This window comes from Trichocoleus desertorum ATA4-8-CV12, from assembly GCA_019358975.1.
Lineage (GTDB): Bacteria > Cyanobacteriota > Cyanobacteriia > FACHB-46 > FACHB-46 > Trichocoleus > Trichocoleus desertorum_A.
Genome location: JAHHIL010000017.1, coordinates 86,202 through 99,856 on the forward strand (window position 1 = coordinate 86,202; position 13,655 = coordinate 99,856).

General features: G+C 47.8%; 10 protein-coding genes. 2 read left to right on the forward strand and 8 right to left on the reverse strand.

What is annotated here, in order from left to right:
- Positions 1–45: 45 nt before the first annotated feature.
- The 4 genes from KME12_14325 to KME12_14340 form a co-directional block, all read right to left on the reverse strand.
- The gene (locus KME12_14325; protein MBW4488960.1) at positions 46–576 is read right to left on the reverse strand and encodes an AAA family ATPase; all 531 of its coding nucleotides are present in this window, start codon (positions 574–576) and stop codon (positions 46–48) included.
- Between the two features lie 15 nt (positions 577–591).
- Positions 592–1,881 carry a glucose-1-phosphate adenylyltransferase gene (locus KME12_14330; GenBank protein ID MBW4488961.1) on the reverse strand — a complete coding sequence of 430 codons (1,290 nt, stop codon included), beginning with the start codon at positions 1,879–1,881 and terminating at the stop codon, positions 592–594.
- Between the two features lie 386 nt (positions 1,882–2,267).
- The gene (locus KME12_14335; GenBank protein ID MBW4488962.1) at positions 2,268–2,621 is read right to left on the reverse strand and encodes a hypothetical protein; all 354 of its coding nucleotides are present in this window, start codon (positions 2,619–2,621) and stop codon (positions 2,268–2,270) included.
- Between the two features lie 54 nt (positions 2,622–2,675).
- Positions 2,676–6,080, reverse strand: coding sequence for a caspase family protein (locus tag KME12_14340; protein ID MBW4488963.1), 3,405 nt, complete (start codon positions 6,078–6,080; stop codon positions 2,676–2,678).
- Between the two features lie 117 nt (positions 6,081–6,197).
- Between KME12_14340 and KME12_14345 the strand changes: the two genes are divergently transcribed.
- Positions 6,198–6,587 (forward strand): hypothetical protein, encoded by a 390-nt coding sequence (locus tag KME12_14345; GenBank protein MBW4488964.1) that lies wholly within the window; start codon positions 6,198–6,200, stop codon positions 6,585–6,587.
- Between the two features lie 94 nt (positions 6,588–6,681).
- On the opposite strand, the gene KME12_14350 is transcribed toward KME12_14345, so the two are convergent.
- On the reverse strand, positions 6,682–7,494 hold the full coding sequence (locus tag KME12_14350; protein MBW4488965.1) for a C39 family peptidase: 813 nt from the start codon (positions 7,492–7,494) through the stop codon (positions 6,682–6,684).
- 193 nt (positions 7,495–7,687) lie between these two features.
- Between KME12_14350 and KME12_14355 the strand changes: the two genes are divergently transcribed.
- Positions 7,688–9,151, forward strand: a complete 1,464-nt coding sequence (locus tag KME12_14355) for a glycoside hydrolase family 13 protein (protein MBW4488966.1) — start codon at positions 7,688–7,690, stop codon at positions 9,149–9,151.
- Positions 9,152–9,578: 427 nt separating this feature from the next.
- On the opposite strand, the gene KME12_14360 is transcribed toward KME12_14355, so the two are convergent.
- From KME12_14360 to KME12_14370, 3 genes are all read right to left on the reverse strand, one after another.
- Positions 9,579–9,995, reverse strand: coding sequence for a fasciclin domain-containing protein (locus KME12_14360; protein ID MBW4488967.1), 417 nt, complete (start codon positions 9,993–9,995; stop codon positions 9,579–9,581).
- A 98-nt stretch (positions 9,996–10,093) separates the two neighbouring features.
- Positions 10,094–11,074: an ABC transporter ATP-binding protein gene (locus tag KME12_14365; protein MBW4488968.1), complete on the reverse strand. Its 981-nt coding sequence runs from the start codon at positions 11,072–11,074 to the stop codon at positions 10,094–10,096.
- A 64-nt stretch (positions 11,075–11,138) separates the two neighbouring features.
- Complete coding sequence (locus KME12_14370) at positions 11,139–13,562, reverse strand: hypothetical protein (protein ID MBW4488969.1); 2,424 nt, start codon at positions 13,560–13,562, stop codon at positions 11,139–11,141.
- Positions 13,563–13,655 lie beyond the last annotated feature (93 nt).

Sequence of the window (13,655 nt, forward strand, 5' to 3'; positions counted from 1 at the left end):
TCGGGTCTTGCACGTAGGGCGATCGCAATTTCCCTATTGCCTGGTTTAGTGATACCAAGACTGACGAATTAAGCTCGTGAATCCTTCTTCTAAAGCTGGGGGCGCACCTAAAAGTTGTCGATGCATTCGCAGCATCACGGCTTCTGGAACCACGCGATCGCGCTGATGATTTCTGGCTAAACAGACCTCCAAAGGCAAATCTAACCAAAAACCGACAATTTCCTTAAAGCCTAGCGATCGCGCCAAAGTTAACACCCGCCGCCGTTGTTTCCGAGCCGTATTGGTAGCGTCGTAAATCGCATCAGGAATTTGGCCTTGGGAGATCTGCGCGACTGCTTGCTGTAACTGCTGTTGGACCTCTTGCCATACCTGTAGCCACGGCCCCTGGACTGCTTCATCGCCAAACAATTGAGCCCGGACCGCATCAGTAGAAATCAACCGACGCTCCGGGCTAGCTGTGAGTAAATATTGAGCCAGGGTTGTTTTGCCGCTTCCTGGCAGCCCCATCAAAATGACCAGGCGAGTGATGGGGAGCGCAGGGTGGATGTTTTTAGAGCCATCATCCCCTAACTCCACACCCCTAGTCCTCGTCTAGATGATGGTGCCATCTGGAATGATGGCATTCTTCATAACTACGATGATGCCGTTGCGGATGTAGAACCCTTGGTCCTCACGCTCAGCTTCTTCCACTCGATCTTTGTTGATGATCTGTACATCACAACCGATGTGAGCATTTTTGTCGATGATCGCCCGTCGGATAGTGGTGTTCGCCCCAATCCCCATTGGCACCTTTTGAGTTTCGCAATTGATATTGCGCTCAGCAAAGGGTTGATAGAAGTCAGCACCCATCAACAGCGAGTTGTCGATGACACATCCAGATTCGATGCGCGATCGCACACCCAAGACAGAGTGCTGGATCTGGCAGTTTTTCAGAATGCACCCTTCCCCAATGATTGACTCGGTGACGTGGCAATCCAGGAGTTTGCTAGGAGGCAAGTAACGAGCACGGGTGTAGATAGGTGCTTTCTCGTCGTAGAAGCTAAAGCGTGGTTGCGGCTGTTGGGTTAGCGACAAATTGGCTTCGTAGAAAGCTTCAATGGTTCCGATGTCCTCCCAGTAGTCATCGAACAAGTAAGCCTGGACGTTGTGGTCTGCGGCACAAGCGGGGATGATCTCCTTGCCAAAGTCAGTGCGATCGGGTGCCTGCTTCAGCAGGTTCATCAAGACATCGCGCTTAAAGACATAAATGCCCATAGAGGCAATATAAGGCCGCTCTTGAGCTTGCTTAGCATCCAACCCCAAAATGCTGGTATCTACCTGCATCTGTTTCAGAGCTTCACCTTTGGGCTTCTCGCTAAAGTCTACAACTCGGCCAGAGTCGTCAATCTTCATCAAGCCAAAGTCAGACGCGCGGCGCTCATCCATGGGCACGACTGAGATGGTGATGTCGGCTCCTGTATCTCGGTGGCGCTGCACAAACTGACGGTAGTCCATGCGGTACAGGTGATCTCCGGAGAGAATCAGGTACTCATCGACTTCCCACTCGTCAAACAACCACATGTACTGGCGAACCGCGTCAGCCGTGCCTTGGAACCAGTTGGGGTTTTCGGGGGTTTGTTGGGCCGCAAGTACTTCAACAAATCCTTCGGTAAAGCCAGCAAAGTTGTAAGCGCGGGCAATGTGACGGTTGAGGGAGGCTGAGTTGAACTGAGTTAGAACGTAAATCTTGAATATTTCTGAATTAATGCAATTACTAACAGGAATGTCGATCAAGCGGTACTTACCTGCAAGGGGTACGGCAGGCTTTGCACGCGGCTTGGTGAGTGGATATAGGCGGGTTCCGGCTCCCCCACCGAGGATAATCGATAATACTCTTTTCACAAAAGACCTCTAAACTGCCAGTCAACTCCCAAGATAAGTGTCGGTCTGAGCGTTGCAGTTTGCAAGAGGGGATCGGAAGATAACCAAGAGTTTTGTCGATCCGCCCAAAGGTAGAGGGTGTTCAGCTTAAGGAAGGATTAAGGGATAGGGGAGAGCGATTGCATTTATGAGGTGAGGTGGGCGATCGCCTTAAGGGGTGAAGGGGCGATCGCATCACAAAACGTTAGGCAGCACTAACCATAGTTATCGAAATTGATCAAATAGTTAGTCCTATTCTGATATGGCTTAAGGTATTCCTCTACTCGATTAGGATTAGCATCTGCAAACCGATTATAGACAATGTCTAGCGAAGGGTTTAGTTCCTACTGGTAGATTTGCTTGTTGAATTAGCATATGTTATCTGGACAAACTTGCTCAACTTTTTGAAGTGCTTTTCTGGCAGCCTTCGAAATATCTGTACCTCCAAACTCTTCTACACTAGAAATGTCCTTTAGAGAGTCGGTTAAATTTTTCAAAATAAATTCAACCTTTTTGCTGTCATCTTGATCTTCAACCTTGTTTAAGTATTCGCGTATTGACTTGTTGAAATCCACCATAGGCTCTATAAGAGCTAGAATATCGGTCATGGATTCAACGTTAGTAGACTGATCTTTGCGCAATAAAGAAAATCTTAATTGATGTATGGATGATTCTAGCAGCGTGATAGCAGATTCAAGGCTTTCTTTTATTTTGTCGTTCATAATCAGCTAGCTTTCCTTAACTTAAAATAGGGGTAATCTTGATTGTCAGTAGAATTAGGATCTGTCGCAAATTTGACGATCTTCATTAGCAATATTAACATTAGTACTTAAGTAATCATTTAGCCAAATACAGCTAGCATTAATAAGACCGTTCGTCTCGTAGCTTGAGGGTTGAATTGACCTTAGACCCCAAACCCTTACGGTTCGATCATCACTGGTAGATACTAGAAGTTTTCCATCAGGGCTAAAATTAATGGCGCTGACTGGCCCATTATGGCCTTTAAATGTTTTGACCAATTTACCAGCAGGCACATTCCATAACTTAATAGTTCCATCTTCACTAGCGGAAGCAACCATAGTTCCAGTAGGACTAAAGCTGACACCATACACAGCAGCATCATGCTTGAGGTTACTGTGTAGCTCCCCATCCGATACTCTCCAGAGCTTTACAGTCTTATCCCAACTAGCAGAAGCTACCAGGTTACCCTTGGGACTAAAAGCAACCTCATGAACTCTATCCTTATGCTCAAAACTTTTTAATAACTGTCCATCCGACACTCTCCAGAGCTTTACAGTCTTATCCCAACTTCCTGAAACAATAATTTCACCGTTAGGACTAAAGTCCACCCCATAAACTGGATCACCATGCTCAAAACTTTTTAATAACTGTCCATCCGATACTCTCCAGAGCTTTACAGTCTTATCCCAGTTGGCAGATGCAACTATCGAATTATTTGGGCTAAATCTCACCTTTAAAACAGCATCTCTCTCTTTGATTTTTTGTGGCCTCAGCTCTTGTCTGAGATCACCCTTAATGCCCCAAACTCTAGCTACTCCATCTATACTACCTGTGACAATTAATTGACTATCAGAACTAAAATCAATACCCCAGATTCCTTTCTGAAAGCTGCCAATATCTCTTATGAACTCTCCATTCTTCTTCCAAATTTTTACAGTCCGATCAATACTTGTGGAGCCGATAATGTCACCACTTGGTGCAAAATCTGCATCAATCGTATCTTGCTTATGTCCTTCTAGCCGATTGTACTCTTGCGTTTCAGTTACTATTGTTTCAAGTAGTGCTGGAGGTTGAACTCTTTTTAGTTGAATTTGCTTTAAAGTTTTTACTGCTGCCACTAGCGAATCAAGTTGATTATGAGCATCGAATAATGCCTTAGATGTGGCAGTCAATGCTTTGATTTCATTGACTTGTGCGTTACGTTTTTCTGTTTGAGCCGAAAAGGCTAAGCTGCCTGATACAGCTGCTAAGATGGCTAGTAAAACTCCAAATGTAGTAGCAATCTGAGTTCGCTGTTTTTCAGCCTTGACTCTGCCTTGATATTCTTTAGCTCTTGCTTCAGCTTCTTCTCGCAGCCTACGTTCCTGTTCTAATTGAGCCTGATTTTCGCGATCGCGTTTCTCAACACTTTTTCGGATAAACTCTGCTTCTTGCAGCGGTAATTTAGGTTGAGATTTATCAATCCAAGCTTCGATCGCAGCTAAGGGGGCACCCGTTAATAAAGCATCTTCGGATTGTTGATAGATATCCTGCCAATCTTGACAAGCTGCTTCTAAACGACGATTGAGTTGAATATCTTCACGACTCTCTTCAATCCAATCGTGCAGCAGTTTCCACTCACTAAATAATGCTTCGTGGGCAACTTCTACGGTTTTATCGGAAGTAATAATCAGACGTTGTTGTTGATCAGAAAGCCGACGAGTAACGCGATCGAGTTGTTCTGGAGAGTCAGCGATCGCCCTTAGGTCTTCCCAACTCGATCGGCGGCGCGTGAACTTTTGACCTTCCCCAATTTGTACTAACTCCAGCAATAGACGACGAACAAACGCTTGATCCTCAGGAGAAAAACTGAGATAGAGCAGATCAGCCCGCTTTTCTAATGCGCCCTTCACCCCACCAATCTCGCGATATCCATGCCAAGTGAGGCAAGGTTGAGCAGACTCTACTTCTTCAATGCAAACTCGCCAAAGTTCTGTTAACGCATATTGCAGCAATGGTAAGGCACCAGGGCGATCGACCACATCATTAGCAATTTGTGATACTAACCCTGACTCCAAGGTGACACCGTGCAAACTTGCAGGCTTTTCGATCGCCTCGTTTAGCTCAAGCAATGTTAGAGGTGTAACTAAATTCGGCTGAGTTTGGTTAATTAGACTAGCTGCTTCGGGATAAGCGGCGCACCGATCGATAAAATCGCCACGAATTGCGATGATGACTTTGGTTGGACGCTCAGAATTGGTTGCCTCTTGAGACATCAAACGAATAAAGTCACGGCGTTCTTTGTCATCGCCACATAGCGTAAATAACTCCTCAAACTGATCGATAAACAGGACAAATGGCTCAGAGCGTTGCTGTTGACGCGCTAAAGTTTCTAGTAGTCGAGCAATCGGGTAATTACCTGGTGTAAAAGCTTCAATTGCCCATTGACTACTTCCTGGCAAGCCATTGCGCTTGAACAGTGGAAATAACCCTGCCTTCACTAAAGAAGACTTGCCACAACCAGACGGCCCAATGACTGCTAAAAAGCGGGATTTTCTTAAATGGTCAATCAAGACCCGAACGATCTGCTCACGACCACAAAAGTAATCTGCCTGTTCTAATGCAAATGCGTTCAAGCCTAAGTAGGGATTTTCTGTCTTAAACGAGGGCGCGGTTTCAAGAGTAGGTAACTGTTGAATTGGGTAAGTAATCAGTTTGATAGAACGACCCCAACCCATACGGATTGGTTCTTGCCGAGAGTCTTTCAGTTCACTACTGATGTAGTCAAACAGGCGATCGCCACTAATGCGACCATCCCTACCCGCATTTTCTGGGGCTAAGCCTTTCAGAAGCGCTCCAGTAAAAACATCATGTTGCTCTGTTTTAATGGCCCAAGCTTGCTCAAATCCACGACAAGCAGTAATTAAGTAATAATCTCTTTGCGAACTGAAGGCGGTTAGGGTTTGTTCGACTAAGCTCCGTTCTAAGAAATAGCCGCCGTGGCAGCAGTCCAAAAGTAGGACTAGGTTGCTCAAATTCGAGGCTCGAATGAGATCATTCAGGCTATCTAGAGCAATGCCATGCTGTTGCTCAACAATTTCTTGACCTTGAGCTTCAATGACACAATCCGAAGTAGCTAGATATCCTTTTTTCTGACCTAAATGATCCGATACAGTAAGGCCATGACCTGTGAAGTAAATCAGTGCTTCGCTCTTATCTGCACGCTCTAAGAAGAAAGTTTTTAACGCTTGACCTAGTTCAGCCCCTGTAACCCCCCGTGAAACCATCTCATAAACATTGTTCTCAGGGTTGAGACGGGCTGGTAGACGAGTCACTTTCTCGAAATCGCCGCACTTTTCTAGAATTTGTGCTACCGCCTCAGCATCAATCGTTGTTTTGTCCAAATTTTTCAGCGGGCTTTTGTACTGAGCAATTCCAATGACAAGTGCGTATCGAGCCATGCAGATGCACCCACTTTTTAGGGCTAGGGATGTAACTTATGACACTAAGATAGACGAGATAATTGAAGCTAAATGTAAACCTTCAAAAAACTCATTCAAACTTTACTGAGGTAATCAATGTCAGAAGTTCAGCGTTTGGTCTATGAAGACGGTGGTGAGCAATTTGAGATTTACATTGAATCTAGGGCTGTCCCGACTCTTCCGCCAGAGTCTAATCAGGATGACGATCTCGAAGAGGGGTACGGCTGGCAGGAAGATACTGCGGTTAAAATGCGCCAAGCGCGTGACATGATTCGAGGCTATACCTTATATGCTCTAAGTGCCTTTAAGAACTTCGGTGCTGCCGAAATTCAGGAAGTTAATTTAAAGTTTGGTTTAAAAATTGGTGGTAAGGCAGGAATTCCTTACATTACTGAAGGAACGACTGAGAGCAACCTGGAAATTTCTGTGAAATGTACATTTCCTGATCCAGAAAAAGCTGATTTAGCAACAGAACCGAAAGTTTAGAGAATACTGTTTGGGCTTTGTAAATTCGATAAAGGCGATCGCCCTCCCCTCCCTAACTCCTCAGGAGAGCGATCGCCTTTCGTAATCACAAAAGTTACTTGGAAATAAAGTGACACCACATGTGACCAGGCCCTTCGGGTGAGCAGGTACGTTCGATCAAAGTGTAGGAATACGTGCGTCCTTTGCCTTTGGTGTTATCCCAGTCGCTATTGATGTCGTAGCCGCTATCCCAATATTCGCCATAGGGGTCGTGAGCAATAAAACCTTCAGTGTTGTAGCCCATTAAAACAATGATGTGGCCAAAGCGGGTGAAGTACCCATGCACGATCACGGGCTTATCTTGCGCGATCCACTGTTTCACATCTTCAATAGAAGCAGTTTCGCGGAAGTCATCCCTGTACCCCTGCTGTTCTACTAGCCATTTCAGGTCGTAAGGGTCGTGTCTAGAGCGGCCTTGCTCAATCAAGAAATCATAGTATTCGTCTTCTAGTTGAGCTTCTTGGGTAGGTTTGGCCCCAAAGAAAGCAAGACACATGGCAACACTGGTGACATTGCAAGAACCAGAAGGGTTGTAGCGATTATCAGTTTGGGCGAAATAAGGAAAACCTTTAATTCGATGTTCTTGAGGCAATGCGCCCGGTGTCGGTGGCGAGAGCTGTTGTTGGGTTGCCACAACATCTTCTTGGGAAGTCACGAGACGGACGTGATCCGCAAAGACGTACCAGGTGTTGCGTTCCTTAAATTGCACATTTTCAAAAGCAACTTTGATCAGCTTGCCTTCAACTTTGTAGGAGTGCAGATCGAATAGTTGTCCAGCAGTAATTTCTTCTTTTTGGTCAGTGGGTAGATCAGACGCCTGAACGGGCTGTAACTTGAAAACCGTGTTTTGCAGGATTTTGAGCTTCATAACAAATCACCTAAAGATACATGGTTCCAGTCGGGGGATGAGGAACCTCTAGATTGGTCTGACTTATATCAACAAGGCCAGAAGCCAAGTTTTCGTCATCGAATCACAACTAATCGCTGACTTTCTACCAGGGGAAAGAATCCTGAAAAAGCATGTGCTTGTACCTTGTCAGTGGAGGCTTAGAGAGCTACTTATGCAGATTTATACGCCAGACTGGGTCAAGCACGCAGTTTTCTACCAAATTTTCCCCGATCGCTTTGCCAAAAGCCACCATCCGCACAAAAAATTGTTAAAAAATGCCAGTTGGGAAGCCTGGGACGAGATGCCAACGCTACAAGGCTATAAAGGTGGCGACTTGTGGGGTGTGATAGAGAAGTTGGACTATCTCAAAGATCTGGGGATCAATGCTATCTACTTCACCCCTATTTTTCAGTCTGCGAGTAACCACCGCTATCACACCCACGATTACTACCAAGTGGACCCGATGCTGGGGGGAAACACAGCCTTTCGCGATCTACTAGAAGCGGCTCATGAGCGCGATATTCGAGTGGTGCTAGATGGTGTGTTCAACCACGCGAGTCGAGGCTTTTTCTTCTTTCACGATGTGCTAGAAAACGGGCCGCATTCTCCTTGGGTCGATTGGTTCAAGATTCATGATTGGCCTGTGTCCCCCTATAACGGGGAGTACCCAGCAAATTACGAAGGTTGGGACAATAACCGAGCTTTGCCCGTGTTCAACCACGACCACCCAGAAGTACGGGAGTACATCATGGAGGTGACGGAATACTGGATTAAATTTGGCATTGATGGTTGGCGCTTGGATGTGCCTTTCGAGGTGAAAGCGCCCGGGTTTTGGCAAGAGTTTCGCGATCGCGTTAAAGCGATTAACCCAGAAGCCTACATTGTCGGGGAAGTCTGGGAAGATTCTCGTGAGTGGCTGGATGGCACCCAGTTCGACGGCGTGATGAATTATCTTTTTGCTGCTCCTACGATCGCATTTGCCGCAGGCGATCGCGTAGTGATGGAGCAGGTGCAAGGCCGCTCCTATTATCCTTATCCGCCACTATTGGCTAAGGAATACGCTGAGAAAATTCAGGAAGTGTTAGCGCTTTATCCCTGGGAAATTCAGCTGACTCAGTTAAATTTGTTAGCAAGCCACGATACGGCTCGTTTGCTCTCGATTGCGGGGGGCGATCGCGCCAGTGTAGAACTCGCCACCATTCTTCTGATGACCTATCCTGGTGCTCCTAGCGTCTACTACGGTGATGAAGTAGGACTGCCAGGAGCGCTCGATCCTGACTCACGACGAGCTTTCCCGATGGAAGGCAAGTGGGAACGAGACGTACTCAACTACCACCGTTACCTGATTGATTTGCGGAACCGCTACGCGGCTTTACGGACAGGAACCTATCAGGTGTTGTTCGCAGAAAGCACCGTTTATGTGTTTGCCAGAGTTCTCGGTGGCGAAGAGGTGATTGTCGCTGTGAATGTGGGAACTGCTTCTGGGAAGGCCCATATTAATTGGGATGAGACAGGGTTGCGATCGCGTCCTAGCGAGATCCTCTATGGCTCCGCCGAGTTGGAGTGGGATGAAGCGAATGCCTCACAGTTAAGCTTGACCATTCCAGCTCGGACAGGTTGTATTCTGACTAGCTGATTCAGACTTCTCTTCTTCAGGGGATGATATCTGACTCAGTTTAGATTTCAGACACAAACTCATAGATAAGAGGCGGCTGAGTTTCGGTTGCCTCATTCTGTGGCTTGTACCGTTATTCACGCGATTGCCTCAAGCAACTAGAAGTGGTGCGAATTGACAATACACAGGTGCTGGCAGATCCGATCAATAGGAAGATGGCAATCCAAATGCTGAACAGTTACAAGGAATTCTGCAAGTTGAGAGTGCAAACGGTTGGACAACCTTCACCATCCAACTTCCTACTCAACCCCAAGCTTCCTAGAAGGCATAGATTTTAACCAATTAAGACCTCTCCCCAACCCCTCTCCGCGTCGGAGAGGGACTTTGAATCTATCTCCCCTTCCCTACTAGGGAAGGGGCTGGGGGTTAGGTCTCAATATTGGGAGAACTATTCAACCATCGCCAAAGTGGGCATCAGGACAGTATCAATGACATGAATCACACCGTTATCGGCCAAGATATCGGTTTTCAGCACATTGGCATCGTTCACCTTCAAGCCATTCTCATGCTCTACAGCCACGATCGAGCCTTCCATCGTGGGAGCTTCATCGATCTGAGCTAAGTCATCGGAGCGGACGTCGCCAGAGATCACGTGGTAAGTCAAGAGCCGCCTTAGCTTCAGGGGTTCTTTCAACAAGCCATCAATGGTGCCCTCTGGCAGCTTGGCAAAGGCTTCATCAGTGGGGGCCAAGACCGTTATGGGGCCAGGATTTTTCAGCGTGTCAGTTAAGTTAGCTGCTTCGATCGCGCTCAGCAGTTTGCTAAATGATCCAGCCTGGGTAGCAGTTTCTAATAGGTCAGCCATAGTTGCTTATTTAGCTTCTCGATAAAGTAGGTCTCTTGTTAAGGAATAAAAGCCAGAGACCAACTCGGCATCTTTCTACAGGCTGACTCAACTAGATTTTAATGGCTAGATTGAATATTGCGCTGGCGCAACTGCCCCATAAAAAACTCTTCTAGAGTAGGCCGAGCTAGACTTACGGTGATGATTTGAGCGCCCATGAGACTGAGGCTCGCCAAGAAATCGTAGGGCTCGCCGCGTAAGTTTCCCTCCCAAAAGCCATCTTGGAATTCTAAATTGAGCATGCGTTTCTTCAATACATCAAGGCTGCCGCCTTTGCCTTTCACGTAATAGGTGTCGGCAGTTCCTAACAGCTCATTCAAGGAGCCGACACAGACTAATTCGCCCTCAGCCAAGATGGCAACGCGATCGCAAATTTGCTCCACATCCGACAAAACGTGACTGTTAAAGAAAATCGTTTTGCCTTGCTCTTTCAGCGACAGAATAATCTCTCGAATTTGGTAGCGTCCCATTGGGTCTAATCCCGACATTGGTTCATCAAGAAACACTACTTCTGGATCGTTGATCAAGGCTTGAGCCATGCCAATACGCTGCAACATACCCTTGGAGTATTGCCGCAGTTGTTTCTTGCGCGTCGTTTTTTGCGACAAACCCACGAGTTCGAGTAATTGCGGAATTCGTTGCCGCTGCACAGAGCGTGGGATTTGAAACAAGCCTGCGACAAACTGCAAAAACTCCCATCCGGTGAGGTAATCGTAATAGTAGGCATTTTCTGGCAGGTAGCCGACTTTTTGCTTCACCAGGCGATCGCCCAACGGCCTATTTAACAGCAAAGCTTTGCCTGAGGTGGCGCGGACAATGCCCAGCAACGTTTTAAGCAGGGTTGTTTTGCCCGCACCATTCGGCCCCAACAAGCCAAAAGTTTCTCCCTGATACACGGTGAGCGAACAGCCTTTTAGGGATTCCACACGCTGATTAAACCAGAACCCAGTGCGATAAACTTTGCGCAGGTTATTGGTTTCTACTACCGTGGGTCGCTCGTATACGACTAGTTCGCTTGGTGAATCTGTTGCAGCAGTCATGCCAGTTCTACTGAATACCTAGTCTTCTAGATTAGCTTGGTCTTGGCTCCTCGCAGCGAGAAGGTTACTGCCATTCGTCGAGTTCTGTCACCCAGTACTGCAACAGCGCCGAAACTTGGCTACGACGGGCTTCAAAGGTAGCCGCAATCCAGATTAAAGCTAGACCCAAAAGAATCAGTAAGGCCCACAGCAACAAAGAGTAGTTGTCAATCAACAGCCAAACTTGCCGTAACACTTGGATCATGAAGCTGGCAGTACCGACATAGAGAAATGCCCGAACTTGCAAAGCTAATCCCGCTAAAATTAGCCCGATGCTAAAGCCCAGCGTACCCAAGGCGATCGCTAAACTGGTTTCGGATTGATAAATCGCGGTTAAACAAATCAGACCTACGGCTAAACTGCGGAGCCAATGCCGTTTTTCGCGTTCGGTTGGCGATCGCAAGGCGGGGTCTACTTGCGCCACATAAAGCAGCGACCCACCCAAAACGGCGGCATACCACAACGGTTCCTCTTGGGCACGATCGTTGAGAAACCGCAGTATGGCCCAATCTGCCAGAAGAATACTGAGATAACTCAGCCGCGCTTGGCTTCTAGTTTTGGCTAGCCACGCATAAAAAGCTGCCACAATCAGTAAGCTTTGCAGATTCACTCTACCCGCAGTGGCAACGGTGATCAAACCGGGGAGCAGAATGGCTGACTGCTGCCAAGGCTCCAACGACCACCCTCCGCGTTGCCAAGGCACAACGTACATTCCATAAGCCACAGCACTAGCGATCGCGGCTCCCCAAGTTAGTAGCGTGGCATCAGATAGCCAAAGACTGAGCCAGTAGCCGAGAGCCAACCAACTGGCGACAATTCCGGCGTAAGTCCAAGGTTCACTGGCTCGACCTTCTAGGAGGGCGTAGATGGCAAGCACAGCCGTAAGTCCTACCCAAAGCAGTTCTCCGGTGGAGCTGAGCGAATTAAACAGGGCCAGCAACGTCAAACCGCTACTGATAATCCAGTGCAGGTGAGCGAGCGCGTGAATCTGGCGCAGATCAAGTCGGAGATAAGGCACCAACCAGCGGGACAGCAGGCGATCGCCAATGGCAATCACAGCTGCTAAAGCCGCCAGCAAGATAATGCCATCGCCTGCATTACCGCCTATTGCTTGCATAAGCTGGTAGATCAGCAACTCATAGGCCGCGATCGACACACCTGCAAGCGAGAGGTAGGTGAGTGCGAGCCGAGGTTGTTGTCGCCCCACTCCAATACCAATCAGAGCCGCACCTAAGCTATACAAACCCGTGGTTGCTGTGAATGTGGTATGAGCACCAATCAAAGCTAAACCTGCATAAACCACCGGAACCACATGCCAACTCATGAGATAGGGCTGCTGAGTTCGCCTCACCCACCAATCACTCGCCAGTTGCGCGATGAATCCCAAAGCTAGATTCGCGATCGCCAACCGTTCCAGCAGGGTAGGAATCAGAGAGACATCGGATGACCAGAGCAGACGGGCAACCAGTAACTCAATGCCCCAAGCCAAGCCATAAAAAGCTAGGTTGCTCGCTTGCTGCCAAGTGCGGTAACCAATCGCCAATGTGGTTAAAGCGATCGCGATGGTATAGCCCACAGAGCGATCTTCGAACCTGCTGTAAAGAGCTAAATCATAACCAGTCAAAATCAAGAGATTGGTAATGCTGAGCGCGATCGCCCAACCGTTACTCGCTTGAGCATAGATTTTGGCTAAAGGACTGGTTTGTCTGCGGCCCATGTCATGAACGAACCATAGAATTAGAGTCGCGATCGCCACTAAATTTAGCGCGATCGGCACAGTGAGCTGAGTGGAGAAACCTTGCCAAATTGCGGCACTGGCTAAACCCAAGCTGAAACCAACGGTGAGAATGGCCGCGTCCAAATGCTGCAAGCGATAAGTATTCACCAGCATCAAACTGGTGGCGACCCCTAAACCGATTAAGCGAGGAATCGCAAAGCCCAGTGTCAGCGGTTGCACCACAACTAGGGCCAGCGTGCTTAACCAACTCGCCTGTCGGATATGAGGCCACTGCCTATGAGTCGCCAAACCAGTCATGGCCGCAGGAGCCAGCAACCAGAAGCGCCCCTCAGGGCTAGCCTCACTAAACCAAGTACTGACAAAAAGGGTGTAGCTCAAGGCGGCAAGCAGCAGGCCCAAATACCAAGCACTGCGCCGCCAAAGCGACCAACGAGGCACGAGGGTGAAACTCCACTCCAGCAGCATCCCAGTTAGTAATACTCCTGCCCAAAGCTGAGTCGGCAAATTGGGAAATCGGAGATCAATCGCAGAGGCGATCGCTGTTAAACCCGTGATATGAGTCAGATAGATCAGCCCAGAGGATGCTTGAGGCCGCTGACGTACCACCAGCGCTAATAGCAAAACAGAAAGCGCTAAATTGAGCGATCGCAGCAGGGGATTCGTCAGACTAAACAGCGTTAGGGGCTTGCAAATAAATAAGATACCAGTCACTCTAGCAAGAATGGAGCCGGGAGTTCCCTCCCTTGCTCAAGCTTGCTAGTGAAGGAAACCCTCCAACGATGTTCAATGACACGATTAAAGCAA